The organism is Kosakonia beeri (assembly GCF_054165705.1).
The window spans coordinates 3,013,462-3,038,727 of sequence record NZ_CM135106.1; the positions used below are offsets into that span (position 1 = coordinate 3,013,462).

The window sequence follows — 25,266 nt, forward strand, 5'->3', positions numbered from 1 at the left end:
ATGACCAGTTTTGCCTGTCCGATCATACACGCAGCAATGGCGTAAGACGTATTGAACTTTCAGGCAGTTAGCGGGCTGCGGGTTGCAGTCCTTACCGGTAGATGGAATCTTCTCTGGAGAGTTTTTCCCAGGCTGTTCCCCTGATAATTGCGCTGTTTTTTCCACAGGAAATACAGGCAGCCGACACACTGCGCCTCTTAAGCGACCGACAACCGTGAGGTTGGCGACGTGAATAGTCACGAGGCCATCGGTTCTCCCCCGGAAAGGCGTCATCATGCCCGCAGCTTAGTCGTCAATGTAAGAATAATGAGTAAGTTACGATGAAAAGAATGTTAATCAACGCAACTCAGCAGGAAGAGTTGCGCGTCGCCCTTGTTGATGGGCAGCGCCTGTACGACCTGGATATCGAAAGCCCGGGCCACGAACAGAAAAAAGCGAACATCTACAAAGGTAAAATCACCCGTATCGAACCGAGCCTTGAAGCCGCATTTGTTGATTACGGCGCTGAACGTCACGGTTTCCTCCCCCTCAAAGAAATCGCCCGCGAATACTTCCCTGCCAATTACAACGCGCACGGCCGCCCGAACATCAAGGATGTGCTGCGTGAAGGTCAGGAAGTGATTGTCCAAATTGATAAAGAAGAACGTGGCAACAAAGGTGCCGCGCTGACGACTTTTATCAGCCTCGCAGGCAGTTACCTGGTATTGATGCCAAATAATCCGCGCGCGGGCGGCATCTCTCGTCGCATCGAAGGCGACGACCGCACCGAGTTAAAAGAAGCCCTGTCCAGCCTGGAACTTCCGGACGGGATGGGACTGATCGTGCGCACCGCCGGCGTGGGTAAATCCGCCGAAGCGTTGCAATGGGATTTAAGCTTCCGCCTGAAACACTGGGAAGCGATCCAAAAAGCGGCCGACAGCCGTCCTGCACCTTTCCTGATCCATCAGGAAAGCAACGTTATTGTGCGTGCGTTCCGCGATTACCTGCGTCAGGATATTGGCGAAATTCTGATTGATAACCCTAAAGTGCTTGAGCTGGCCCGCCAGCATATCTCTGCGCTGGGTCGTCCAGATTTCAGCAGCAAAATCAAACTGTACACCGGTGAAATTCCGCTGTTCAGCCACTACCAAATCGAGTCGCAGATTGAATCTGCCTTCCAGCGTGAAGTGCGCCTGCCGTCCGGCGGCTCTATCGTCATTGACTCTACCGAAGCGCTGACCGCCATCGATATCAACTCCGCCCGTGCAACCCGTGGTGGCGACATTGAAGAAACGGCGTTCAACACCAACCTTGAAGCGGCGGATGAAATCGCCCGTCAGTTGCGCCTTCGCGACCTTGGCGGCCTGATTGTTATCGACTTTATCGATATGACCCCGGTACGCCATCAGCGCGCGGTTGAAAATCGTCTACGCGAAGCGGTACGCCAGGATCGTGCGCGTATCCAGATTAGCCATATTTCCCGCTTCGGCCTGCTCGAAATGTCGCGCCAGCGTCTGAGTCCGTCGCTTGGCGAGTCCAGCCATCACGTGTGCCCGCGCTGTAGCGGTACCGGTACTATCCGTGATAACGAATCGCTCTCTCTCTCTATCCTGCGTTTGATCGAAGAAGAAGCGCTGAAAGAGAACACGCAGGAAGTCCACGCGATTGTTCCGGTACAGGTCGCTTCTTACCTGTTGAACGAAAAACGCGCCGCCGTTAGCGCCATCGAAGCTCGTCAGGGCGGTGTTCGCTGTGTGATCGTCCCGAACGATCAGATGGAAACCCCGCACTACTCCGTGCTGCGTGTCCGTAAAGGCGAAGAGACGCCAACCCTGAGCTATTTGCTGCCGAAACTGCATGAAGAAGCGATGGCCCTGCCATCCGAAGAAGACGTTGCCGAACGTAAACGTCCGGAGCAGCCCGCTCTCGCCACCTTCGTGATGCCGGATGTCCCACCGGTTCCGCAAGCTCCGGCAACGGCCCCCGCAGCAAAAGCCCAGCCAGAAGTCGCCGCGACTGCCCCTGCTGCACCGGGTCTGGTAAGCCGTTTCTTCTCTGCACTGAAAGGCCTGTTTGCCGGTGAAGCAACGCCTGCCCCGGTTGAAGTGAAAGAAGAAGAGAAGAAAGCTGAAAGACAAGATCGTCAGCAAGACCGTCGGAAATCACGCCAGGGCAACCGTCGCGATCGTAATGAGCGCCGTGATAGCCGCAGTGAAGGCAACGAAGCGCGCGAAGGCCGTGAAAACCGCGAGGGTCGCGAAGAGAATCGCCGCAACCGTCGTGAAAAACCACAGCAGAATGCGGAAACCCGTGAAATTCGTCAGCCGGTAGCGGCAGAAGAGTCCGATAAAGCTAAAACCCGTGACGATCAGCAGCCGCGTCGCGAGCGCACTCGCCGCCGCAATGACGATAAGCGTCAGGCACAGCAGGAAGTGAAGGAACTGAACCGTGAAGAACTGCCTGCTCAGGAAACGGAACAGGAAGAGCGTGTACAGGTTATGCCACGCCGTAAGCAGCGCCAATTGAGCCAGAAAGTTCGTATCGGTGAAGCGCCTGCAGAGCAGGTCGAAGAAACCGCAGTACCGGAAGCATCAGCGCCGCGTACAGAAGTGGCGAAGGTTGATCTGCCTGCCGTTGTGGATAATGCCCCTCAGCAGGAGCAGGATGATAACGGTGAAGCACGCGACAACACCATGCCGCGTCGCTCACGTCGTTCTCCGCGTCACTTGCGTGTGAGCGGCCAGCGTCGTCGTCGCTATCGTGATGAGCGTTATCCGCTGCAGTCTGCCATGCCGCTGACCGTGGCCTGTGCTTCACCAGAAATGGCGTCAGGTAAAGTGTGGATTACTTATCCGGTTGTGCGCCCACAGGACGAGCAACAGGTTCAGGATAGCGACATCGAGCAAAACGCCGTTGCCAGTCAGGATGTTGCGCCAGCCATTGCCGAAGCACAATTGCTTGCCAGCCAGCCGGCAGAAGTCGTTGAAGCCCCTGCAGAGACCGCTGACCCTGCCGAACCGGTAGTAGTTGAACCGCACACTCCGGTTGCTGCGCCAGAACCGGTTGCTGTTGAAACCACGCATCCGGAAGTGATTGAAGCGTCTGTTGATCAACAGCCGCAATTGATCGCGGAAGAAGATCGCACCGTTGCGGAAAACGCGAAAGACGTGGCTGAAGAAGTCCAGCCAGCCGCGGAGCCCGAGGCAGTTATTGCACCGGTAACGGCAGGTGAAAACTCAGCCGTACAAGAAACTCAGGAAGAAGAAGCGCAGGAAAATGTTTCCACGCAGGTTAGCGCCGAACCGATGGCTCGTAAAATCGCCACCGCGCCAATGACCAAAGCACCGGCACCTGCCTATGTACCGGAAGCACCGCGTCATAGCGACTGGGTTCGCCCGGACTTCTCCTTCAGCGGTAAAGGCGCTGCGGGCGGCCATAGCGCCACTCACGCCGCAACTGCACCGGCGACAAAACCACACCCTGTAGAGTGATCTGACCGAGTGTAAAAGCCGACCTCCGGGTCGGCTTTTTTATGCCTGCCGCACCGGCTGGCGCATACCGCCAAGGCCGGGCATTACTTCGCGCATCAGTTGTAAAAACTTACGCAACCGTGCGGGATAATAACGCGCCCACGGGTAGACAAGATGAACCGGTAACGGCGCGATCTGCCACTCTGGCAGCAACTCCACCAGCTTACCTTCTCTGATCGCATCTTCTACCGCCCAACTGGATATAACCGCCAGGCCAAGGCCACTCAGTGCCGTGTTGCGCGCCGCATAAAGGCTGTCGGTATACAGCCGCGGCGAAATCGCCACCTGCTCTACCTCACCGTTCTGAGGATGGGTGAGCTGAATTTCATGCTGGTAAAAAGTGCTTAATGCAATCCATGGCAGAACGGAAAGTTGCTGGGGGGTATGAATTGCGGGGAAGCGCGCCAGCAACGCAGGCGAGGCAACCAGACTGCGAGGAACTTCTGCCAGTAGCACGGAAACCGTTGCCGGATCGACCTCCGCTCCAACGCGGATTGCGCAGTCGATATTCGCACTGAGAAAATCGACATTCTTATCGTTCAGCATCCATTCGACAGAAAGTTGCGGATGACGCTCAAGAAAATCGGTTAGCGGCCCCAGTAATTGCTCCTGACCGAAGGCATGCGGTGCACGCACCCGCAATGTGCCCACTGGTTCATCATCCGACTGGCTTAATTCATCCTCCAGCGCAACCCAGGCGTCGGCCACGCGTTTCGCATGCTGATAACAACGCTCGCCATCATCGGTCAGCTTCATTGCATGGGTACTGCGCAACAGCAGTTTTACGCCGAGCAGTGTCTCTAGCGACTGCAAACGGCGACTTACCGTGGCCTGCGTAGTGTCAAGTTGCCGTGCTGCAGCAGATAACGACCCCGCTTCAACGATACGGATCAATGTCCGCATCAGATCTACCCTGTCTATACGCTCCTGGCGCTTCATAACATTAATACCTATACGTTACACGTATAACCGTTTTACCACTCCGCTGGCTACCGCGCTATGCCGGCTTAAGCAAAAATGTCTCCACACCGTAGTTGAACTACGTAACAGTTAACTCAAAACCTTTCGGGGACACCGCGTATGAACCGTCATTCTTTATCAGCAGATGTTGTTGGCTGGGTCATTTTTGCCCTCGCGCTCGGCGCTGGAACCAGCGTCGCCGCTATTTATTATTCGCAGCCGCTGTTGCCCCTGATGGGCAGTGACCTGCACCTTACTGTTAACGGCATGGGGCTGGTGCCCACACTGACTCAGGCAGGCTACGCGCTGGGGATTTTATTCCTGCTGCCGCTTGGCGACCGCCACGATCGTCGTAAATTGATCCTGCTGAAAAGCGCCGCTCTGGCATTGCTCCTGCTGGCGTGCAGCCTTGCCAGCCACCTTCCCTCTCTACTGGTGATCAGCCTGTTGCTGGGCATGGCCGCGACGATGGCGCAGGATATTGTTCCGGCTGCCGCCATCCTGGCGCCGGAGGGTAAACAGGGGAAAATGGTCGGCACAGTGATGACCGGTCTGCTGTTAGGCATTCTTCTTTCGCGCACCGTCAGTGGCTTTGTGGGTGCGGCATTCGGCTGGCGGGTAATGTATCAAATGGCTGCGATCAGTATTGCTCTGGTCGGCGTGCTGCTGTGGTCGGTGTTACCGCGTTTTGCCACTCACTCTACGTTGAGCTACCCGGCGCTGATGAAGTCAATGGCGCACCTGTGGCAGCGTTACCCGGCATTACGTCGCGCCGCGATGGCACAGGGCTTCTTATCCGTCGCGTTTAGTGCGTTCTGGTCTACGCTGGCATTGATGTTGTTGGAAAAATATCACCTGGGCAGCGCCGTTGCAGGGACATTTGGCATCGCAGGTGCGACCGGTGCACTTGCCGCGCCGCTGGCGGGAGGACTGGCAGACAAAGTCGGCGCAGAGAAAGTTACACAACTTGGCGCCGGCCTGGTAGCCGTCTCTTTTGCGCTGATGTTCCTGCTGCCGGTATTAACGCCGCACGGCCAGTTGGCGCTGATCGCGCTCTCTGCGGTGGGTTTCGATCTTGGGTTGCAATCCAGCCTGGTGGCACATCAGAACCTGGTATACGGCCTGGAGCCACAAGCACGTGGTCGCCTGAATGCACTGCTGTTTACCGGGGTGTTTATAGGTATGGCCGCCGGTTCGGCGCTTGGCAGTAAAATCTACTCTGTTGCCTCATGGCAAGGTGTGGTGGTGCTGGCAACCGTTACCGGGGTAATTGCACTGCTGATCCGTCTGTTTGATGCGCGTGAGACAGCGCAAGCCGTACAAAAAGCGTGAGATAAAAAAAAGCCCGCTCCGGGGTGATGGAGCGGGCATACCGAACATGCCCCAGTTTCAAGACATGCTCAAAATGAAAACATTACTTATTCATCTGGAACAACGACATGCCTTGCATATCACTGAACGCTTTGTACGACGCCTGCAGCGCAGCCTGTTGCATAGTGTAAGACGAAATCACTGAGTTCCAGTCCACGTTAATCAAATCGCTTTTCTGCTGATCCAACGCAACAGCACGGTCATCACCCAGCGCATCCAGTGTGTCCAGCTCATTCAACTGCGTACCTAATTCTGCACGCACGGTCGAGACGTTATTCAGCGAGTTCCCCAAACCACGGCTGGTCTTATCAACCACGGCCTGCGCCGCCGCTTTCGCTGTCTCATCACCCGCAACCGGCGTTTTCAGTGCCGTGATCGCAGTGTCGAGCATCTTAAACAGGTCGGTCTCAGATGTGCCCGGCACGCCCGTCACCGGGTCGTTCGGTTCCGGAGTGGCATTACTGGTAATGTGATTAAAGATCTCATTACCCGTGTGGGCAATGACCATAGTACGGGACGCATCAACCTGCTGAGAGATGGCTTGCGAACCGCCGCTATAGGTGCCAGTGGAATCATACGGTGCCGTTGCTGTTTTATAACCGCCAAAAATATAGCGACCGTTACCATCGGTACTGTTCGCCAGGTTCAGCAATTGATCGCGATACCCTTGCAGTTCTGTTGCCAGCGAGGCACGGTCATCATCACTCAGCGCGCCGCTGCCCGCTTTCACGATGGTGGACTGCGCACCCTGAACGGCGAGCGTCACTTGCGACAGTACGCTCTCTTCCAGCGACACTTTCTGTACGGCAAAAGTACGGGCTGTGGCGTACTGGCTGTTTTGCGCCTCCGCCTGCGAAATAACGACCGCTTGTGAAGCGGCAACCGGATCGTCAGATGGGCGATTCACTTTCTGCCCGGTGGCCATTTGCTCACCATAATCAAGCCATTTACTCTGCGCGTTAGTCACACCGCGCATGTTTTGCTCGTACATCATTTGAGTACTGATACGCATCACTCACCCCTTACTTAGCGAATTTCCAGCAGCGCATTAAAGAGCGTGCTTGCGGTCTGCAGAACCTGGGCGTTCGCCAGATAATATTGCTGATAACGCTGCAGGTTGCCGTACTCTTCATCGAGGTTAACCCCGGAGATCGACTGCTGCTGCTTGGTCAGCTGCGTTACCACGTTCGTCTGCGTGGTGCTGCTGGTTTTGAGCGTAGAGGTTCTGTTACCCACATCGCTCACCAGGGTGGCATACGCATCGTTAAAGGTCTTGTTGCCGCCGACTTTCTTGGCGCTTTGCAGATCCAATAGCGCCTGACCGTTACGGTTGTCGCTTGCGCCATCGCCGGAAACAGAGGCCAGCGCAATTTTCGACTCATCCGTCACTGCAACGCTCATGTTCACAATCGCGTTGCTGACAGGCTTCACGGTAAAGCTGTCGTTGGCGTTTGCTGTTCCGCCTACGGCCACTTTCAGACCGTCAAAATTCAGCGAACCATCCGTTGAATCCGGTGTGACGGTGAACGACGTATTGTTAGACAAACGCGTCACGTTCCAGTTAGTGCCGTCGTAAGCCACTTTGTAGTCTGTCGCCTGTACAGCGGTGCTGTCAGTGACGCTTGGGTTTAACGTGGCGTTACCAGTGTTTTTTGAATTACTTAACGCAGACGGGCTACCAATGTTAAAGAAGTCTGTGCCCTGTACGCCATCAGCGTCAAAACCCTGGGTGTGCTGTTTGTTAAACGCATCCGCAAAGGACAACGCCAGCTGCCCCAGAGTGTTGCGCGTCTGATCCAGATCCTGTGAACGGAACGTCAACAGTCCACCCAGCGAGCCGGTGGTGATCATTTTTTCCGGGATTTCAATATTCCCGGCGGTGTTATCGACATACGCCACCGTGGTGCGGGACGGGTCAGCGCTGGACGAGACAGCTGCCAGCTGACGCGAAGTACTGCCCTGCACGAGGGTGTAGCCGTTCGCCACAGTCACGTTATAGGTGTTACCGTCCTGAACGCTGACTTCAACACCAACAATTTTGTTGAGTTCGCTGACCAACTGGTCACGCTGATCGAGCAGATCGTTCGGCGACGCGCCTGCACCCACACCGGTCAGACGAGAAATCTGATCGTTAAGGCTGGCAATCTGTTTGGTGTAGTTGTTAATTTGATCAACGCTGGAACTGATAGACAGGTTCACCTGTTTATCCTGGTCGCGCAGATACTGGTCAGCGACTTTAAACTGGTTTACCAGCCCATCGGCTTTACCCAACAATGCCTGACGGGAGGCCGGATCAGACGCGTTGCTCACCAGAGTTTGCATGCTGGAGAAGAAACCCTGCAGGCTACTGGAAAGCGAGTTAGTGGTATCCGACAGCACATCGTCAATTTTCGACATCTGCTGGTAACGCGTGGTCAAACCGCTGTTCTGGTTTTCTGCCGCACGCAGCTGGTTGGTAATAAAGGCATCGTACTCACGCTGAACGCCGGCGACATAGACACCATTTCCAACCCAGCCGCCAGCACCTAATGTGCTGTTCGCGGAAGAAAGCACCGTCGTCTGACGGGTATATCCAGCCACGTTGTAGCTGGAAATGTTGTTACTCGCGGTATTAAGCGCAGCCTGGGCTGCGGCGAGCCCACTCATGGCGCTATTAATCAAACTGGACATGGAGGTTCCTTATACACTTTCAGACATGAGTCCTGTTGATAATTATCGGCAACCCAGGGTGAAACTTGAGAAATTTCAGAATAGATTTTCGATGTCACTGTTGTAGGCTTTGCTCACCTTCTCACCCATCGATTTCAGCTGCTGGATCATGCTTGTCAGCTTACGTGCGTAGTTAGGATCGGTTGCATAACCCGCGTTTTGCAGCGCTTGTGCGCCCTGCTCTGCCGTCGCTGCTGTGGTGACTGCCGCATAACGTTTGTTGCGCGTCAGCATACCGACATAGTCGGACAAGGCCTCCAGATACGAGCTGTAAACACGGAATTTGGCTTTCACTTTTACTGCCTCGCCATTTTCATATTCCGTGGTGGTGATTTCCGTGGTCGGGCCTTTCCACCCGGAAGTGGCCTTAACGCCGAAAATGTTATAGCTCGGCTGGCCGTTTTCGCGCGGGATCTGTCGCTGGCCCCAGCCCGATTCCAGTGCCGCTTGCGCCAGAATCAAGTGATGTGGAACACCACTTTGCTGGCTGGCAAGACGCGCTGGCAGCGAAAGCTGAGCCAGGAAGTCTTTGCTGTCGCCGCTTAACGGTTCGTCGTTATCTTCCGGCGCTTTCGGCATCGCTTTACGCACCAGTTGCGTCAGCGCCTGATTCTGATAAGAGGTGACCGTTTCCAGCGGGAACTTCATTGGCACCTGCTGCATTTGATCGGCAGGCTCCACCGGCGCCTGATCGCCAGCCATTTGTTTAACCATCATATCCGCCAGCCCCAGCCCCTTGCCTGCGGTCATCTGCTGGGCAATTTGCTGGTCATACATGCTGGTGTACAGCCGGGTTGAATCGCTACTGAAAATACCGTCTTTCGGCAGGGCTTCACGCATGCTTTTCAGCATCATTTGCACGAACATGCCTTCCACCTGGCGGGCAACAGGGCGCAGGTTTGCCTGCGGATCCTGTCCTGCCTTCGATTTCAGTTCATTCAGTGATTGCGCGTCCCATGCCGCGCTGCTCATCAATCGGCTGTCGGTCAACATTAGATGATCTCCAGTTTCGCACGCAGGCAACCTGCGGTTTGCATGGACTGCAGAATGGACATCAGTTCCATCGGCGAGGCGCCCAGCGCATTAAGTGCGCGAACCACGCTGTTCAGGTTGGCACTGGAGCGTACGCTTTGCAGCGAACCGCCACTCTGGCGCAAATCGATTTGAGTCTGCGGAGTAACCACCGTCTGGCCGCCGCCGAAGGGGGTATTCGGCTGGCTGACGTTAGCCTGCTGATTAACCGTTACCGAGAGATTACCCTGCGCAACGGCACAGTTATCCAGCGCCACTTCGCGGTTCATGACCACTGAGCCGGTACGCGAGTTGATGATTACTTTCGCATCCTGCTGCGTGGTGCCGACTTCCATATTCTGAATATCGGCCAGCAGACGCACCTGCGATGTTCCGCCGCTGGACGTGCGAATTTGTACAGTACGGGCGTCCAGCGCGGTTGCGCTACCGTAACCGCGGCTGCGGTTGATGGTATCGGCAATCTGCTGCGCCATGGTGAAGTCTTCCTGGTTCAGTTGCAGGTTAATGGTGTTGCTATTGCCAAACTGTGTTGGCAGTTCACGTTCAATCACCGCGCCACCGGTGATACGACCACCGTTCAGCTGGTTCACCTGCACACTGCTACCACCGGCAGAAGCCCCTGCGCCCCCGACCAGGATGTTACCCTGTGCCAGGGCATAAACCTGACTGTCCACGCCCTTCAGCGGGGTCATCAGCAGCGTCCCGCCGCGCAGACTTTTGGCGTTACCCATGGAAGAGACCACCACATCGATGGTCTGACCCTGACGGGCAAAGGCCGGGAACTGCGCCGTTACCATTACCGCTGCCACGTTTTTCAGCTGCATGTTGGTGCCAGTGGGGACGGTGATCCCCATCTGCGACAGCATGTTATTCAGCGTCTGCGTGGTAAACGGCGTTTGGGTAGTCTGGTCACCCGTGCCGTCGAGGCCGACGACAAGACCATAGCCAATTAAAGAGTTCTCTCGTACGCCCTGTACGCTGGTGAGGTCCCGGATGCGGTCAGCCTGGGCGACAGTCGCCACCAGTACCAACGCAATTCCAGCCAGATATCTAAACATAATTCACCCCGGTTACATCGGCGATAAGTTGAGGAAGAAACGTTGCAGCCAGCCCATGGTCTGCGCTTCGTTAATGTAGCCATTGCCAACATATTCAATGCGCGCATCAGCCACTTGCGTAGACTGAACCGTGTTGCTGCCGCTGATGGTGCGTGGGTTCACGACACCGGAGAAGCGGATGAATTCAGTGCCCTGGTTAATGGCGATCTGTTTTTCACCCACTACATGTAAGTTGCCATTGATCAGCACCTGATCGACCGTAACGGTCAGCGTGCCGCTAAAGGTGTTGCTGGCGTTTGCGCCACCTTTGCCTTCAAACGAATTGCTGCCGGAAGTGCTCAGGTCAGCACGTGCATTGCCAAACAGGCCTTCGAGATAGCGCGGCGTGGTATCAATACCAAAGCTGGATTTCCCATCGCGGCTGGCATTCGCCGACGAGCTTTTACTGGCGCTGACGTTTTCCTGCAGCGTAATGGTCAGCATATCGCCAACGTTACGCGGACGGCGGTCTTCAAACAGTGGCTGATAGCCATAGTTGATCGGCTGCGCGGTCTGATAAATCGAGCCATTCACTACAGGCACCGGACCCGGAATCGGCTGAGCGGAGGTCGCCCCTTCTACTAACGGCTTGGACGGAACCCAGGCACACCCACTGAGGGTTAATGCCAGTAAAGCCATAATCGGATAGCTGCGCGCGGCGTATTTTTGCATTGCATTCATCTTCGAAATCAGGGTTCCGGTGCGGCGGATACCGCACCGGATAACGCCTTAGAGTTGCGTCAGTTTTTGCAGCATCTGGTCGGTCGTCGATACTGCTTTACTGTTAATTTCGTAAGCGCGCTGAACCTGGATCATGTTTACCAGTTCTTCGGCAACGTTTACGTTTGAGGTTTCCACATACCCCTGGTACAGCAGACCCGCACCATTCAGTCCCGGCGTGGTGGAGTTTGGCGCGCCAGACGACTGGGTTTCGGTGTACAGGTTCTCACCGATACTTTCCAGACCGGTGTCATTCATAAAGGTGGTCAGGTTTAACTGGCCAACCTGCACCGGCGCGGCCGATCCTTGCTGGGTCACGCTAACCACACCGTCGCGGCCAATCGTGATGCTCAGGGTGTTCGCCGGAATGGTGATAGCAGGCTGAACCTGAAAACCACCCGCCGTGACTAACTGGCCATTCTGGTCAACCTGGAAGGAACCATCGCGGGTATACGCGGCGGTGCCGTCGGGCAGCTGAACTTCAAAGAAGCCCTGGCCTTTAATCGCAACATCTTTACTGTTGTTGGTCTGAGACAGGTTACCCTGGCTGTGCAGGCGTTCGGTCGCAACCGGACGAACACCGGTACCGATCTGCAAGCCGGAAGGCAGCACAGTCTGTTCAGAAGATTGTGCACCCGGTTGACGAATCGTCTGGTACATCAAATCTTCAAATACCGCACGCTGACGCTTAAAACCATTGGTACTGACGTTCGCCAGGTTGTTGGCGATAACGTCCATATTGGTTTGCTGGGCGTCGAGGCCGGTTTTCGCGATCCATAATGAACTGATCATAAGTAGTCCTGTTTATTAACCCAGTGACAGCAACTGATTAGCGCGCTGCGCGTTCTCATCGACGCTGCTGATAACTTTCATCTGCATTTCGAAACGACGCGAGCTGGCAATCATGTCGGTCATGGACTGAACGGGCTTAACGTTACTGCCCTCCAGAACGCCCGACATCACACGGATTGACGGATCGGCCTGCAATGCCGTGCCGCGCGTTGCCTGTGCCGCCTGGCTAAGACGGAACAAACCGTCATCGCCACGCACCACTTCTTTACCATCTGCTTTCACCAGTTTCAGCTTGCCAACAGGCGAAATGGTGTTAGCCGCATCGCCTGGGTTGAGTGCAGAAATGGTCCCGTCGGCAGCGATGGTGATTTGCGAGCCTTCTGGTACAGAAATCGGACCCGCTTCACCAATCACCGGATGGCCCTGAATGGTCAACTGCCCGGTGGGGCTGACCTGGATACTCCCGTTACGGGTGTACCCTTCGGAACCGTCTGCCGTTTGTACTGCCAGCCAACCGTCCTGCTGCAACGCCACATCCAGCGGGCGTGAGGTGTAATCCAGCTGACCTGGCGTCATATCAGCGCCTGGCGTGGAGTCCACCACCAGCGTACGCGTTGGCAGTGAAAGTCCTTCGACCGGCACCGCGCGCATCGCGTTAAGCTGCGCACGGAAGCCCGGTGTTGATGCGTTCGCGAGGTTGCTGGCAGTGACAGCCTGCTGATTCAGCGTCTGGCTGGCGGCGCCCATCGCGGTGTATATTGCGTGATCCATTAAGCCATCCCGTCAGATGATTAACGCAGGTTAACCAGCGTGTTAAGGATCTGATCCTGGGTTTTGATCGTCTGCGCGTTCGACTGGTAGTTACGCTGCGCAACGATCATGTTGACCAGTTCTTTACTCAGATCCACGTTAGAAGCTTCGAGTGCACCGTTGGTCAGTGAACCAAAGTTCCCTGTACCCGCAGTACCTAACAGCGCAACACCGGAAGAAGACGTGGCAGACCACACGTTGTCCCCTTCAGATTGCAGACCTTCTGAGTTGGCGAAGTTCGCCAGCACGATCTGGCCCAGCACCTGCTTCTGTTCGTTGGAGTAGTTACCAACAACCGTACCGTCGTCGTTAATCTGGTAGCTTACCAGGTCGCCCGGCTTGTAACCGTTCTGCGTGGTCGCCACGATGTTGTTGGAACCGGTGTTCTGCTGCATGGAGTTCAGGAAACTCAGCGAGAAGGTCGCCGGGGTCGCGCCATTGATAGTACCGGTAGTGATATTCGCGCTGGTGCCACCGGTCAGTTTACCGTTGGTATCAAACGTCATGGTGGTCGCCAGCGTTGCGGTGCTGCCAGATACGCTGCTGTCCTGGGTGTAAACGTCCCAGGTGTTGGCCGTTGAGCTTTTCACAAAGTAAACGTTCATGTCATGGGCATTACCCTGACTGTCGTATACGGTGACAGAGCCCTTTTTGTTGTAGCTGTCGGCGTTGGTCGGGTCGAACGTGGCGATGCTCGGCGTCTTGTCTGTGGAGTTCAGGTTGATCTGCATCGTTGCTGTGGTGGTGGTTTTCGCCGCCATCAGCGTGTTCGGAATGGTGATCGCCGTTGGGTTAGCACCGGTCTGAATAGTCGGCGGCGTGCCGGTCGCCGGGTAACCGGTAACCTGCATACCCTGCATGTTCACCAGGTTGCGATCCTCATCCAGTTTAAACTGGCCGTTACGGCTGTAAAACACAGAACCGTTGCTGTCGACCACGCGGAAGAAACCATTCCCGCTGAGTGCCACGTCGAGACCACGACCGGTGTTGGTCGTTGTACCGTCGCTAAAGTCCTGGGTAATACCCGCAACCTTAACACCCAGGCCCACTTTAGAACCGGCGAACATATCAGCGAAGGACGCAGTTCCGGATTTAAAGCCATAAGTGGCGGAGTTGGCAATGTTGTTACCAATGACATCGAGGTTGGTGGCCGCAGCATTCAGGCCGCTGACCGCTTGTGAAAAGGCCATGACTTACTCCTGATAAGTGTTAAGGCTTTAAATAATCTGTCGTACTTCGTCGAGGGTGGTCGTACCGTAGGTACCCAAATCTAACGTGTTCCCGTTGCTATTACGGGTCACACCTTGCACCAGCGCAAACTGCAGCGGTTGAGCAACCAACTGTGTCGAGCCAGTGCTGGCAGCGATAGAGACTTTATAAGAGCCATCCGGCGCTGTTGTTCCATCAGAAAGCTTGCCGTCCCAACTGAAGGTGTGGACGCCCGCTTTCAGCGCGCCGATATCAATGGTGCGCACTACGGTGCCGTCAGAACTGGTCACGGTAGCGGTTACCTTTTCGGCGGCCTGAGTCAGTTCAACGCCAAACGGCGTCGAGGTTTCTTTACCCACCAGAATGGTCTGCCCCGGGATCATCACGCCATGGCCGATCAGGTTGGTTGCCTGCAACGACTGGCTGTTGTCGATCTGGCCGGAAATAGAGCCCAGCGTGGTGTTCAGTTTTTCAATCCCGCTTACGGTACTGATCTGCGCAAGCTGCGTGGTCAGTTCGTTGTTCTGCAACGGGTTGGTCGGATCCTGGTTTTTCAACTGCGCGACCAGCAGCGTCAAAAAGCTGCTTTGCAGGTCAGACGCGCTATTTGTCCCGGTGGTGGTTGTCCCCGTTGTGGATGTGACGCCAGTGTTGGTCGGGTCATTCACTTTTACGGCGATAGTCATCTTGCGCGTCTCCTTTACTGGCCGAGGGTGAGCGTTTTGAGCATCATGCTCTTAACGGTATTGAGAACTTCAACGTTTGCCTGGTAGCTACGTGAGGCCGACATGGTGTTAACCATCTCACCCACCACATCCACGTTCGGCATTTTGACGTAGCCACTGGCATCGGCCAGCGGGTTACCCGGTTCGTAAACCAGTTTGTCCGGCGCCTTGCTCTCAACCACATCGGCCACTTTCACGCCGCCGGTTGCCTGACCTGGCGCGGCATCAACCTGGAAAACAACCTGCTTAGCACGGTAGGGTTGACCGTCCGGGCCGGTGACGCTATCGGCGTTCGCCAGGTTACTGGCTGCGACGTTCAGACGCTTGGACTGTGCGGTCAGCGCTGAGCCAGCGACATCAAAGATACTCAGTAAAGCCATGGATTAGTTCCCCCCTTGCAGAACGCTCATCATGCTTTTGATCTGCCCGCCCAGCACCGTTAACCCGGTCTGGTATTTCACGCTATTGTCAGCGAACTGAGTGCGTTCACGATCCATATCCACGGTGTTGCCATCCAACGAGGGCTGGTCCGGGATGCGGTACATCAGATCCATAGACGGCTGGGTCATTGCCTGCGCAGGAATGTGACGTGAAGAAGTCAGCGCCAACGAGACACCGCTTTCTTCAGCACGACCGCGCTCCATGACCTTTTTCAGTTCACTGGCAAAATCGACATCACGCGCCTGATACCCGGGGGTATCGGCGTTGGCAATGTTTGCCGCCAGAATTTCCTGGCGCTGGGCGCTCAGGTTCAGCGCTTCTTGCTGAAAACGTAGTGCGGCATCAAGTTTATCGAGCATGGCTCCCCCACTGATGACAGTTATTTAGCCAACAGCTTAAATCTCCTTACGCGCGCCTTATCGACGGAATAAGCGCAAAATGCGTCGCTATTTATTGCGTTGATAGATTTGCCCTGCGGTTAAAATCGCTCCATCACATCAACAGGCAGGAGTCTGCGATGAACACGTTTAAAAGCGGTTTGGCCGCGCTCTTACTGTTATTGAGCCCGCTTACGCAGGCCACCGACTTGCAGGCGCAGCTGACGTCTCTCTTTGCTCAACGTCTTGCTGGCTTTAGTGACGAGGTAGTGGTAAATATACGCACCCCACAGAATTTGTTGCCCACCTGTGATCGGCCAGAGCTGAGCGTGGTGGGAAATGCTAAACTGTGGGGGAATCTGAATGTCCTGGCGAATTGCGCGGGCGCAAAGCGCTATTTGCAGGTGGAAGTCCAGGCGACGGGTAACTATGTGGCGGCTGCGCAGGCCGTTGCGCGTGGCAGCACACTGCAGCCCGGCAGCGTCTCACTCGTACGCGGGCGACTCGACCAGTTACCGCCGAGAACCATGCTGGATATTACCCAGGCGCAGGATGCAGTAAGTTTGCGCGATCTCGCCCCCGGGCAACCGATACAGCTGTCGATGCTACGCCAGGCCTGGCGTATTAAAGCGGGTCAGCGGGTACAGGTTGTGGCCACAGGCGACGGCTTTAGTGTGAACGGCGAAGGGCAGGCGATGAACAATGCTGCGGTGGCGCAAAACGCCCGCGTACGCATGTCTTCGGGCCAGATTGTCAGCGGTGTGGTGAACGCTGATGGGAATATTCTGATTAACCTATAATCTTTTTAAAGAATTTACGTCGGCTGCCGATATATAAGCAACGACTAAAGATAGCGGGCCCCAAACGCCGGGGAACCTCAATGAGGACAACACTATGAGCATTGATCGGACATCGCCTCTCAAACCGGTAAGCACTGTACAACAGCGTGAAACCAGTGAAACCCAGACGCAAAAAACACGTCAGGAAAAAGCAGCGGCGACGAACAGCACCAATGTCACCATCAGCGGCGCACAAGCGAAACTGATGCAGGCTGATGCGAAAGACATCAATATGGAACGCGTTGAACAACTGAAAGCGCAGATCCGTAACGGTGAACTGAAGATGGACACCGGCAAAATCGCCGATGCCCTGATTGATGAAGCGAAGAGTTACTTGCAGGGTAAATAAACCGTATGAACCGACTGTCAGACATCCTTGATCAAATGACAGTTATCCTGAGCGCTCTGAAAGACGTGATGGATGCTGAGCAAAAACAGCTTTCCGTTGGCCATATTAATGGCAGCGCGTTGCAGCGTATCACGGAAGAAAAAAGCTCCCTGCTCGCAACCCTGGATTATCTTGAGCAACAACGCCGTTCGACGCAGAAAGCGCAACATAGCGCAAACGACGACATCGCCGATCGCTGGCAAATCATTACGCAGAAAACGCAGCATTTGCGCGATCTCAACCAGCACAATGGATGGCTGCTGGAAGGGCAAATTGAGCGCAATCAACAGGCGCTGGACGTGTTAAGGCCGCATCAGGAGCCTGGTCTTTACGGCGCGAATGGTTACACTTCGACCGCAAGCCGCGGCGGCAAGAAAATCTCCATCTGATCTTTTCTTCTTTTTTTAGCCAGGGGATCCGTCCCCTGGCTGACTTCCTGTTTACGCTGTCCGCCGAGTGAACTCTTTCACTTTGAAACCCAACGCAGCCAGCGTGGCGAAATACGCAATGATGCCCACCAGCACAACCGCCATCAGCCGCAGCAGACGATATAGCATCGTGCCTTGTGACCACTCAGGCATAACATGCAACATGCCGAGCAACGCAGCTGCCATTACCACCACCGCTATGACCAGTCGGATCAGGAAACGTGACCAGCCCGGTTGAGGGGTAAAAATTTTCTGTTTGCGCAGTTGCCAGTAGAGCAACCCGGCATTAAGACAAGCCGCAAGCCCAATCGACAGTGACAAACCTGCATGTTTTAGCGGACCAATAAACGCCAGGTTCATGACTTGCGTCAGTAACAAGGTGACGATGGCAATTTTTACCGGCGTTTTAATATCCTGACGCGAGTAGAAACCCGGCGCGAGCACTTTGACCACAATCAGCCCCATCAACCCTACGGAATAGGCGATCAAGGCCCGCTGCGTCATCAACGCATCATAGGCGGTGAATTTACCGTATTGAAACAGCGACACTGTCAGCGGTTTTGCCAACACGCCCAAGGCCACCGCGCTGGGCAACGCCAGTAGAAAACAGAGACGCAGCCCCCAGTCCATCAGGCGGCAGTACTCATCATGATTGCCGCTGGCAAAACTTTTCGACAGCGAAGGCAGCAGAATCGTCCCCAGTGCCACGCCAAGCACACCAGAAGGAAACTCCATCAGACGGTCGGCGTAGTACATCCACGATACGGATCCAGAAACCAGAAAAGAAGCGAAAATAGTATTGATGATCAAGGAAATCTGGCTGACAGAAACCCCTAAAATGGCTGGTCCCATCTGCTTAACCACCCGCATTGAGCCTGCGTCTTTGAAACTGATACGCGGTAGCACCAGCATGCCAATCTTTTTCAGGTGCGGCAGTTGGTAAACCAGTTGCAACACTCCACCCACAGTCACTGCCCACGCCAGCGCCAGCACCGGCGGATGGAAATAAGGCGCACCGAACAGGGCAAAACCAATCATGCTGATATTCAGAAATGTGGGCGCAAAGGCTGGAACCGAAAAACGGTTCCAGGTATTGAGGATTGCACCGGCCAGCGACGCCAGCGAGATCAGCAGAATATAAGGAAAGGTAATGCGCAGCAGCTGCGACGTCAGTGCGAATTTATCTGCGGTATCGGCAAACCCTGGAGCGGTGACAAGAATAACCCAGGGGGCCGCCAGCATCCCGGCAACGGTGACTACCGCCAGCGCCAGTGTCAACAAACCGGAAACATATGCAACAAAGACCTGCGTCGCGTCTTCACCTTGTTTACTTTTATATTCCGCAAGAATGGGAACAAATGCCTGCGAGAAGGCCCCTTCAGCGAAAATACGGCGTAACAGGTTTGGTAGTTTAAACGCCACAAAAAAGGCATCGGTTGCCATACCTGCGCCGAAAACCCGCGCCACAATGGCATCGCGCGCAAAACCCAGCACGCGGGAAAACATGGTCATGGAGCTGACAGCCGCCAGCGATTTTAATAGGTTCATTCTGGTTTCCATAAGACACAACGCCTGCATTGCAGGCGTTGGTGTACAGCGAAGCGCTTAGTCTACAGAGAAAAAGGCGAATTACTATCGTCAGATGTTACAGGCCGTTATTCACTCATCGCCTCGCGCCACAGCTTGTCGACTATACGCTGCGCCAGGATTGCCTGTTCACCGGATGTTTGCGGAACTGTCTGATTTTGCACGCATTCAATAAAGTGATGCGCGCAGCCGACGAAACCGCGCTGTTCCAGTGTGCTTTGCCAGCCCGCCACTGGACGTGCAATGACGCCCTGCCCGCGCTCTTCCCGCCATTCGCGCATATCCGTGATATCAAATAACCCACCGTCAGTGACCGACTGTACCCATTCCCTCTGGCTGCCTGCGCGGCGATGCATGCTGGTGGTGATCTGCAAATGGTCAATGCTGAAATGGTGCTCGGCATAGATCATGGCCCCTTCATCGTTGGTCAGTAGCGTGCCGCTTTTCAACAATGCCGGGCCGCCTGCCAGCCACAAGGCGGTGTCCACAACATGCAGATAATCATCCAGCAGGGTGAAGCGTAAATCATGCGGGCCAACGCTGTCCGCCCGGTGTTTATCCATGCGTAGCGAGGTGGCCTGCGGAATATGCTGTTTCAGTTCCTGGTACAAGGGTGAAAAACGGCGGTTAAAACCGACCATTAAAGTCAGTTTCTTACGTGCGGCAAGTTCAATTAAACGCTCTGCATCTTGCAGATTTTCAGCCAGTGGTTTATCGACGCAGACATGCATGCCAAGGTTAAGTAACTCACTGACTACCGCATAATGCGACGCCGTTGACGTATGAACGAAGACCGCATCGCACTGCGCCGCCAGGCTTGCCAGCGAGTCAGCATAAGGAATGCGCCAGGTTGCACACACACGCTCTGCCTTTTCCCGGGTCGGCGACCAGGCGGCCGCCAGCGTCCACGACGTTGCCGCGCCTAATACGGGTAACCATGCTTTTTGCGCGATACCGCCAAGCCCCACCACACCAATACGTAATATCGCCACGCTTAATCCCCCAAATGGGCCAGTAGCGCCTCAAGACGCTGTTTCAGGTCCGCCACTTCCTGTTCGAGCGCTTCCACACGCGTCGTCAGTGCATCCGCCGGACTGACCGCTTCCACAACATTCACCAGCGTTTGCACGTTGCCGCTAAACAGATGCATAAACCGGCTTTCACGTTTTCCCGGTTCACGGGGCAAGCGCACCAGATAAGGGCCATCTTCACGGCTGGCCAGGTGCTCAAGCGCATTTTCAACTTCGGTCACATCGCGGAAGGCGTGCATGCGCTCCGCGCGCCCACGCAATTCGCCCGGCGTTTGCGGCCCGCGCAACAGCAACGTCGTGACCAGCGCCACCTCTGCGGAGGTCAGCTTTAAATCACCAAATTCGGAATTGCAAAAACGCTGTTCATATTTGGTCACCCGATTGCCAAAACCGCTGACCGTGCGCAAATAGTGACGTTTTACCAGTTCATCCAACACATCCTGCACCTCGGACTCGCTAAGGTTCATTACTGGTTCACGGTTGGTTTTCTGATTACAGGCCGTGACGACGGCATTAATAGAGAGCGGGTATTGCTCCGGGGTGGTGACCTGTTTTTCCAGCAAACAGCCAATAACCCGTGCTTCCACGGCGCTTAACTGATACTTCATCTTTGCTCCTTAACGACCCGGGGTCCAGTCCTGTGCAGTTAATGCGGTTAAGACGTGATCGCGCCATTGCCCGTCGATTAACAGATACGATTTGGCATAGCCCTCTTTTTCAAAGCCGAGCCGCGCCAAAAGATCACCGCTGCGTTTATTGTGCGGCATGTAATTAGCCATTATGCGGTGCATATGTTGCGTGCGTTGCATATAACGGATCGCCGTCGTCAGGGCTTCAAACATTAACCCCTGCCCCTGCCATTTCTGCCCGATGGAGTAGCCCAGGTAACAGGCATGAAACGATCCACGCACCACATTGGAGAAATTGGCTACGCCAATGATTTCTTTCTCTTCAGGATCGAGCAGCGCAAAATAAAATGCCGTCCCCTGTTTATGGAACTCATTGATCATGCCAAGCCGGGCTTGCCAGCCGGAAGGGTAACAATGGCTTTCATCGCGCACGGGTTCCCAGGGTTTTAAAAACTGGCGATTTTCAGCGTAATAATCCGCCAGGCGCCAGGCATCGCGGTCATGGACAAGGCGCACCACCAATCTGTCCGTTACTAAGCGTACTTTCGGCACGTTACTGCGATAGCCAAACATGCATTACCACTCCTTCCGTTTTACAACTTTTTTAACCCCTTCCCTTTACTATACATTTGCATAGCCACTTCAGGAAAACAGCAACAGGGCATTTTCTGCGTCAGGTGCCATTTTCGATGAAAACTCTCAATCAAAGACTGATTTTGATAAAAAAATATTGTCACCATCAATATGGGAAAAGGCCTGGCGAACCCGCAGAATAAGATTGTCTTATCTTTCTTAATTTCCCGGAGGGGAAATGGCGCGCATATCGCAGGCAAGGAGCCTGGGTAAATACTTCCTGCTTGTCGATAATATGCTGGTTGTCCTCGGCTTTTTCGTTGTCTTTCCCCTGATTTCTATTCGCTTTGTTGATCAATTGGGCTGGGCCGCCTTAATGGTGGGGATTGCGCTCGGTTTGCGGCAGTTTATTCAACAAGGGTTGGGCATTTTTGGCGGCGCGATTGCCGATCGTTTTGGCGCGAAACCGCTGATTGTCACCGGCATGTTGATGCGCGCAGGCGGTTTTGTGGCGATGGGCGTGGCCACCGAGCCCTGGCTGTTGTGGCTCTCCTGCCTGCTTTCCGGGCTTGGCGGTACTCTGTTCGATCCGCCCCGTTCGGCGCTGGTGGTCAAACTGGTGCGCCCTCGCCAACGTAGCCGCTTCTTCTCGCTCCTGATGATGCAGGACAGCGCGGGGGCCGTGGTGGGAGCGCTGCTCGGCAGTTGGCTGTTGCAATACGATTTTCGTCTTGTTTGCGTGGTGGGCGCGTTGATGTTTGTGCTCTGTGCGGCATTTAACGCCTGGTTGCTACCCGCATGGAAACTCTCCACCGTGAAAGCGCCGGTGCGGGAAGGCCTGGGTCGCGTACTGAGCGACAAGCGTTTCGTCACCTATGTTCTGACGCTGACGGGCTACTATATGCTGGCGGTACAAGTGATGCTGATGCTGCCGATTATGGTCAATGATATTGCCGGATCGCCAGCGGCGGTCAAATGGATGTATGCCATCGAAGCATGTCTGTCGCTGACACTGCTCTATCCGATTGCACGCTGGAGCGAAAAACGCTTCCGTCTTGAGCACCGTCTGATGTTTGGCCTGTTGATGATGTCTTTCAGCTTGTTGCCGGTGGGCATGGTCGGCACGCTTCAGCAGTTGTTCACGCTGATTTGCACCTTCTATATCGGTTCGATTATTGCGGAACCGGCGCGAGAAACCCTCGGCGCGCAACTGGCGGATGCCCGCGCACGTGGGAGTTATATGGGTTTCAGCAGGCTTGGTCTTGCCTTTGGCGGCGCGCTGGGTTACGCCGGAGGCGGCTGGCTGTTTGATGCGGGTAAGGCCTTAAATCAGCCGGAGCTGCCTTGGATGATGCTGGCGCTGATTGGTCTTCTCACCTTTTTTGCCCTGCTGTGGCAGTTTGGTCTTAAACGTTTGCACCCCCGCATACTGGAGCCGGGCGCCTGATTTGCGCCTCTCTTTGCTCTCCACCATACTGGTAGCTGATGGATAAGCCAGTATGGAGGAGAAACGTGAAACTCTACATTTATGATCACTGCCCTTTCTGTGTTAAAGCCCGCATGATTTTCGGCCTCAAGAATATCCCCGTCGAACTCAATGTTCTGCTCAACGATGACGAAGCTACACCCACCCGGATGATCGGCCAAAAAATGGCGCCGATTCTGCAAAAAGATGACAGCCGCTATCTGCCTGAAAGCATGGATATCGTCCATTATGTCGATAATCTCGACGGTAAACCGCTACTGACCGGTAAACAGAGCCCGCAACTGGAAGAGTGGTTGCGTAAAGTCAACGGCTATGTCAATAAGCTGCTGATCCCGCGCTTTGCCAAATCCGCGTTTGATGAGTTTTCTACCCCGCAGGCGCGCGCATACTTTGTGGCGAAAAAAGAGGCTGCCATCGGCAATTTTGCCGACCATCTCGCCCATTCTGCCGGGCTGATCAAAAACATCAGCGACGATCTCCGCGCGCTGGATAAATTGATTGCGAAACCAAACGCGGTCAACGGCGAACTCTCCGATGATGATATTCATCTGTTCCCGCTGCTGCGCAACCTCACCCTCGTGGCGGGGATCAACTGGCCGACACGCGTCGCGGATTATCGCGATAACATGGCCAAGCAAACACAAATCAATCTGCTCTCTTCGATGGCCATTTAAGCGGCGAGTGGCGGAAGCCCGCTTCCGCCACTGCATTCGGCTTTTTCCGCTGGTCTTTATGCTTCAGGTACCGCATGCTACGCCCCAGGATTGAAGCATCTGGATCACGTTGAGGAACACATGAAGAGACTCTTTTTTGCCGCGGCCTTACTGTTAAGTGGCGTGCTGGTCGGGTGTAACCAACTCACCCAATATTCCATCAGCGAGCAGGAAATTAACCAGGCGCTGCAAAAACGCAATAATTTTGCCAAAGATATCGGTGTACCCGGGCTTGCCGATGCGCACATTGTGCTGAGCAATCTTTCCAGTGCCATTGGTCGTGAAGAACCCAACAAAGTCACGCTAACGGGCGATGCCAACCTGGATATGACCTCGCTCTTTGGCAACCAGAAAGCGAACATTAAGCTTAAAATGAAAGCCCTGCCAGTGTTCGATAAAGAGAAAGGCGCGATCTATCTCCAGGAGATGGAAGTTGTCGATGCCACGGTAACGCCGGAGAAGATGCAAACCGTCTTGCAGACGCTTATGCCTTATCTTAACCAGTCGCTGCGCAGCTATTTCAATCAGCGACCGGCTTATGTGCTGAAAGATGACAGCAGCAAAGGCGAGGCGCTGGCGAAAAAATTCGCCAAAGGTATTGAGGTGAAACCGGGCGAGATCGTCATTCCCTTTACCGACTGAGTCACCGGGGCGCAAATGCGCCCTTTTTTTTAGGAAAAGAGTGCAAACGAAAACGTTTCCGCATATCCTTTGTGTCCGGCAAAAAACAACTGATCCTCACCAGCCGGAGCACTCCAATGACACAATCCCAGGTTTTGAAAATCCGCCGCCCTGACGACTGGCATGTCCACTTACGCGATGGTGATATGCTGAAAACTGTCGTGCCGTGGACCAGCGAGACTTACGCTCGTGCGATTGTTATGCCTAACCTGGTTCCGCCTGTCACTACTGTCGACGCTGCACGTGCCTATCGCCAGCGTATTCTCGACGCCGTTCCCGCCGGGCATGATTTCACCCCGCTGATGACCTGTTATTTAACCGACACGCTGGACGCAGACGAAGTGGAGCGGGGTTTTAAGGAAAACGTCTTCACTGCAGCAAAACTCTATCCGGCGAATGCCACCACCAACTCCAGCCACGGTGTAACCAGCATCGATGCGATTATGCCGGTACTGGAGCGCATGGAGAAATTAGGCATGCCGCTGCTTGTACACGGTGAAGTGACCCATGCCGACATAGATATCTTTGATCGTGAAGCACGGTTCATTGAAACGGTTATGGAGCCGCTGCGCCAGCGCTTACCGGGGCTGAAAGTGGTGTTTGAGCATATCACTACCAAGGATGCCGCCGACTATGTACGTGACGGTAATGAGTTTCTGGCGGCCACAATTACACCGCAGCATTTGATGTTTAACCGCAATCATATGCTGGTTGGCGGTGTGCGCCCTCACCTCTATTGCCTTCCGATCCTCAAACGTAATATCCACCAGCAGGCCTTGCGCGAACTGGTAGCCAGTGGCTTTGAGCGCGCATTTCTTGGCACCGACTCCGCTCCACATGCCCGGCATCGTAAAGAAGCCAGTTGCGGTTGCGCGGGCTGTTTCAACGCGCCAACGGCCCTGGGCAGTTACGCGACGGTGTTTGAGGAGATGGAGGCGCTCCAGCATTTCGAAGCGTTTACCTCGCTGAATGGCCCGCGTTTCTACGGTTTGCCAGTCAATGAAAGCTTTATTGAACTGGTGCGCGAAGAACAGCTCGTGCCGCAGACCCTTCCTCTGCAGGACGATGCACTGGTGCCATTCCTCGCGGGTGAAACGGTACGCTGGCGCGTTAAGCGTTAAAATAATTACATCCCCTGTTGTAAAGGCCTGATATAAAC

The 25,266-nt window shown here is 54.8% G+C and carries 25 protein-coding genes; 9 read left to right on the forward strand and 16 right to left on the reverse strand.

Features of this window, described 5'->3' with window-relative positions; all coding sequences use genetic code 11:
• The first annotated feature begins 320 nt into the window (after positions 1-320).
• A complete protein-coding gene (rne, locus tag ACUY4S_RS14345) occupies positions 321-3,470 on the forward strand; it encodes a ribonuclease E (protein ID WP_458022322.1) in 3,150 nt (1,049 codons plus the stop codon).
• A 39-nt stretch (positions 3,471-3,509) separates the two neighbouring features.
• On the opposite strand, the gene ACUY4S_RS14350 is transcribed toward rne, so the two are convergent.
• Complete coding sequence (locus tag ACUY4S_RS14350) at positions 3,510-4,448, reverse strand: LysR family transcriptional regulator (RefSeq protein WP_458022323.1); 939 nt, start codon at positions 4,446-4,448, stop codon at positions 3,510-3,512.
• A gap of 141 nt (positions 4,449-4,589) precedes the next feature.
• Between ACUY4S_RS14350 and ACUY4S_RS14355 the strand changes: the two genes are divergently transcribed.
• The gene (locus ACUY4S_RS14355) at positions 4,590-5,801 is read left to right on the forward strand and encodes an MFS transporter (RefSeq protein WP_458022324.1); all 1,212 of its coding nucleotides are present in this window, start codon (positions 4,590-4,592) and stop codon (positions 5,799-5,801) included.
• Between the two features lie 82 nt (positions 5,802-5,883).
• On the opposite strand, the gene flgL is transcribed toward ACUY4S_RS14355, so the two are convergent.
• From flgL to flgB, 11 genes are all read right to left on the reverse strand, one after another.
• Entirely contained in the window at positions 5,884-6,852 is a 969-nt protein-coding gene (flgL, locus tag ACUY4S_RS14360) for a flagellar hook-associated protein FlgL (RefSeq protein ID WP_458022325.1), read from the reverse strand.
• 14 nt (positions 6,853-6,866) lie between these two features.
• Positions 6,867-8,510, reverse strand: coding sequence for a flagellar hook-associated protein FlgK (gene flgK / locus ACUY4S_RS14365; RefSeq protein ID WP_458022326.1), 1,644 nt, complete (start codon positions 8,508-8,510; stop codon positions 6,867-6,869).
• Between the two features lie 75 nt (positions 8,511-8,585).
• Positions 8,586-9,542 (reverse strand): flagellar assembly peptidoglycan hydrolase FlgJ, encoded by a 957-nt coding sequence (gene flgJ, locus ACUY4S_RS14370; RefSeq protein WP_312685653.1) that lies wholly within the window; start codon positions 9,540-9,542, stop codon positions 8,586-8,588.
• A complete protein-coding gene (locus ACUY4S_RS14375; RefSeq protein WP_312685651.1) occupies positions 9,542-10,639 on the reverse strand; it encodes a flagellar basal body P-ring protein FlgI in 1,098 nt (365 codons plus the stop codon). The genes flgJ and ACUY4S_RS14375 overlap by 1 nt, the downstream gene beginning before the upstream one ends.
• 12 nt (positions 10,640-10,651) lie before the next feature.
• On the reverse strand, positions 10,652-11,350 hold the full coding sequence (locus ACUY4S_RS14380) for a flagellar basal body L-ring protein FlgH (RefSeq protein WP_312685649.1): 699 nt from the start codon (positions 11,348-11,350) through the stop codon (positions 10,652-10,654).
• A 57-nt stretch (positions 11,351-11,407) separates the two neighbouring features.
• On the reverse strand, positions 11,408-12,190 hold the full coding sequence (gene flgG, locus ACUY4S_RS14385; protein ID WP_312685647.1) for a flagellar basal-body rod protein FlgG: 783 nt from the start codon (positions 12,188-12,190) through the stop codon (positions 11,408-11,410).
• A 15-nt stretch (positions 12,191-12,205) separates the two neighbouring features.
• A complete protein-coding gene (locus tag ACUY4S_RS14390; protein ID WP_312685645.1) occupies positions 12,206-12,961 on the reverse strand; it encodes a flagellar basal body rod protein FlgF in 756 nt (251 codons plus the stop codon).
• A gap of 20 nt (positions 12,962-12,981) precedes the next feature.
• A complete protein-coding gene (gene flgE, locus ACUY4S_RS14395) occupies positions 12,982-14,190 on the reverse strand; it encodes a flagellar hook protein FlgE (protein ID WP_458022327.1) in 1,209 nt (402 codons plus the stop codon).
• Positions 14,191-14,217: 27 nt separating this feature from the next.
• Positions 14,218-14,895, reverse strand: coding sequence for a flagellar hook assembly protein FlgD (gene flgD, locus ACUY4S_RS14400; protein WP_312685641.1), 678 nt, complete (start codon positions 14,893-14,895; stop codon positions 14,218-14,220).
• A 14-nt stretch (positions 14,896-14,909) separates the two neighbouring features.
• Positions 14,910-15,314: a flagellar basal body rod protein FlgC gene (gene flgC, locus ACUY4S_RS14405; protein ID WP_312685639.1), complete on the reverse strand. Its 405-nt coding sequence runs from the start codon at positions 15,312-15,314 to the stop codon at positions 14,910-14,912.
• A 3-nt stretch (positions 15,315-15,317) separates the two neighbouring features.
• Positions 15,318-15,734, reverse strand: coding sequence for a flagellar basal body rod protein FlgB (gene flgB / locus ACUY4S_RS14410; RefSeq protein WP_312685637.1), 417 nt, complete (start codon positions 15,732-15,734; stop codon positions 15,318-15,320).
• Positions 15,735-15,892: 158 nt separating this feature from the next.
• On the opposite strand from flgB, the gene flgA reads away from it, so the two are divergent.
• The 3 genes from flgA (at position 15,893) to flgN (ending at position 17,368) form a co-directional block, all read left to right on the forward strand.
• On the forward strand, positions 15,893-16,552 hold the full coding sequence (gene flgA / locus ACUY4S_RS14415; protein WP_312685635.1) for a flagellar basal body P-ring formation chaperone FlgA: 660 nt from the start codon (positions 15,893-15,895) through the stop codon (positions 16,550-16,552).
• A gap of 94 nt (positions 16,553-16,646) precedes the next feature.
• The gene (gene flgM, locus ACUY4S_RS14420; RefSeq protein ID WP_312685632.1) at positions 16,647-16,940 is read left to right on the forward strand and encodes a flagellar biosynthesis anti-sigma factor FlgM; all 294 of its coding nucleotides are present in this window, start codon (positions 16,647-16,649) and stop codon (positions 16,938-16,940) included.
• Between the two features lie 5 nt (positions 16,941-16,945).
• On the forward strand, positions 16,946-17,368 hold the full coding sequence (flgN, locus tag ACUY4S_RS14425) for a flagella biosynthesis chaperone FlgN (protein ID WP_312685631.1): 423 nt from the start codon (positions 16,946-16,948) through the stop codon (positions 17,366-17,368).
• 51 nt (positions 17,369-17,419) lie between these two features.
• Here the strand turns inward: flgN and murJ are convergent, their stop codons facing one another.
• The 4 genes from murJ to rimJ form a co-directional block, all read right to left on the reverse strand.
• Positions 17,420-18,955 (reverse strand): murein biosynthesis integral membrane protein MurJ, encoded by a 1,536-nt coding sequence (murJ, locus tag ACUY4S_RS14430; RefSeq protein ID WP_458022328.1) that lies wholly within the window; start codon positions 18,953-18,955, stop codon positions 17,420-17,422.
• A gap of 107 nt (positions 18,956-19,062) precedes the next feature.
• Complete coding sequence (locus ACUY4S_RS14435; RefSeq protein ID WP_458022329.1) at positions 19,063-19,986, reverse strand: Gfo/Idh/MocA family protein; 924 nt, start codon at positions 19,984-19,986, stop codon at positions 19,063-19,065.
• A 2-nt stretch (positions 19,987-19,988) separates the two neighbouring features.
• Positions 19,989-20,633, reverse strand: coding sequence for a YceH family protein (locus ACUY4S_RS14440; RefSeq protein WP_312685625.1), 645 nt, complete (start codon positions 20,631-20,633; stop codon positions 19,989-19,991).
• A gap of 9 nt (positions 20,634-20,642) precedes the next feature.
• The gene (gene rimJ / locus ACUY4S_RS14445) at positions 20,643-21,227 is read right to left on the reverse strand and encodes a ribosomal protein S5-alanine N-acetyltransferase (RefSeq protein WP_458022330.1); all 585 of its coding nucleotides are present in this window, start codon (positions 21,225-21,227) and stop codon (positions 20,643-20,645) included.
• Positions 21,228-21,465: 238 nt separating this feature from the next.
• Between rimJ and mdtH the strand changes: the two genes are divergently transcribed.
• From mdtH to pyrC, 4 genes are all read left to right on the forward strand, one after another.
• Positions 21,466-22,674, forward strand: coding sequence for a multidrug efflux MFS transporter MdtH (mdtH, locus tag ACUY4S_RS14450; protein WP_458022331.1), 1,209 nt, complete (start codon positions 21,466-21,468; stop codon positions 22,672-22,674).
• Between the two features lie 65 nt (positions 22,675-22,739).
• Positions 22,740-23,387: a glutaredoxin 2 gene (gene grxB, locus ACUY4S_RS14455; protein ID WP_312685622.1), complete on the forward strand. Its 648-nt coding sequence runs from the start codon at positions 22,740-22,742 to the stop codon at positions 23,385-23,387.
• A 120-nt stretch (positions 23,388-23,507) separates the two neighbouring features.
• Positions 23,508-24,068 (forward strand): lipoprotein, encoded by a 561-nt coding sequence (locus ACUY4S_RS14460; protein WP_312685620.1) that lies wholly within the window; start codon positions 23,508-23,510, stop codon positions 24,066-24,068.
• Positions 24,069-24,184: 116 nt separating this feature from the next.
• Positions 24,185-25,228, forward strand: coding sequence for a dihydroorotase (gene pyrC / locus ACUY4S_RS14465; RefSeq protein WP_458022332.1), 1,044 nt, complete (start codon positions 24,185-24,187; stop codon positions 25,226-25,228).
• Positions 25,229-25,266: the final 38 nt, after the last annotated feature.

Bases quoted from the DNA above. Each gene is read 5' to 3' on its own strand.
- rne (WP_458022322.1), top strand. From the start codon at position 321: ATGAAAAGAATGTTAATCAACGCAACTCAGCAGGAAGAGTTGCGCGTC.
- ACUY4S_RS14350 (WP_458022323.1), bottom strand. From the start codon at position 4,448: ATGAAGCGCCAGGAGCGTATAGACAGGGTAGATCTGATGCGGACATTG.
- ACUY4S_RS14355 (WP_458022324.1), top strand. From the start codon at position 4,590: ATGAACCGTCATTCTTTATCAGCAGATGTTGTTGGCTGGGTCATTTTT.
- flgL (WP_458022325.1), bottom strand. From the start codon at position 6,852: ATGCGTATCAGTACTCAAATGATGTACGAGCAAAACATGCGCGGTGTG.
- flgK (WP_458022326.1), bottom strand. From the start codon at position 8,510: ATGTCCAGTTTGATTAATAGCGCCATGAGTGGGCTCGCCGCAGCCCAG.
- flgJ (WP_312685653.1), bottom strand. From the start codon at position 9,542: ATGTTGACCGACAGCCGATTGATGAGCAGCGCGGCATGGGACGCGCAA.
- ACUY4S_RS14375 (WP_312685651.1), bottom strand. From the start codon at position 10,639: ATGTTTAGATATCTGGCTGGAATTGCGTTGGTACTGGTGGCGACTGTC.
- ACUY4S_RS14380 (WP_312685649.1), bottom strand. From the start codon at position 11,350: ATGCAAAAATACGCCGCGCGCAGCTATCCGATTATGGCTTTACTGGCA.
- flgG (WP_312685647.1), bottom strand. From the start codon at position 12,190: ATGATCAGTTCATTATGGATCGCGAAAACCGGCCTCGACGCCCAGCAA.
- ACUY4S_RS14390 (WP_312685645.1), bottom strand. From the start codon at position 12,961: ATGGATCACGCAATATACACCGCGATGGGCGCCGCCAGCCAGACGCTG.
- flgE (WP_458022327.1), bottom strand. From the start codon at position 14,190: ATGGCCTTTTCACAAGCGGTCAGCGGCCTGAATGCTGCGGCCACCAAC.
- flgD (WP_312685641.1), bottom strand. From the start codon at position 14,895: ATGACTATCGCCGTAAAAGTGAATGACCCGACCAACACTGGCGTCACA.
- flgC (WP_312685639.1), bottom strand. From the start codon at position 15,314: ATGGCTTTACTGAGTATCTTTGATGTCGCTGGCTCAGCGCTGACCGCA.
- flgB (WP_312685637.1), bottom strand. From the start codon at position 15,734: ATGCTCGATAAACTTGATGCCGCACTACGTTTTCAGCAAGAAGCGCTG.
- flgA (WP_312685635.1), top strand. From the start codon at position 15,893: ATGAACACGTTTAAAAGCGGTTTGGCCGCGCTCTTACTGTTATTGAGC.
- flgM (WP_312685632.1), top strand. From the start codon at position 16,647: ATGAGCATTGATCGGACATCGCCTCTCAAACCGGTAAGCACTGTACAA.
- flgN (WP_312685631.1), top strand. From the start codon at position 16,946: ATGAACCGACTGTCAGACATCCTTGATCAAATGACAGTTATCCTGAGC.
- murJ (WP_458022328.1), bottom strand. From the start codon at position 18,955: ATGAACCTATTAAAATCGCTGGCGGCTGTCAGCTCCATGACCATGTTT.
- ACUY4S_RS14440 (WP_312685625.1), bottom strand. From the start codon at position 20,633: ATGAAGTATCAGTTAAGCGCCGTGGAAGCACGGGTTATTGGCTGTTTG.
- rimJ (WP_458022330.1), bottom strand. From the start codon at position 21,227: ATGTTTGGCTATCGCAGTAACGTGCCGAAAGTACGCTTAGTAACGGAC.
- mdtH (WP_458022331.1), top strand. From the start codon at position 21,466: ATGGCGCGCATATCGCAGGCAAGGAGCCTGGGTAAATACTTCCTGCTT.
- ACUY4S_RS14460 (WP_312685620.1), top strand. From the start codon at position 23,508: ATGAAGAGACTCTTTTTTGCCGCGGCCTTACTGTTAAGTGGCGTGCTG.
- pyrC (WP_458022332.1), top strand. From the start codon at position 24,185: ATGACACAATCCCAGGTTTTGAAAATCCGCCGCCCTGACGACTGGCAT.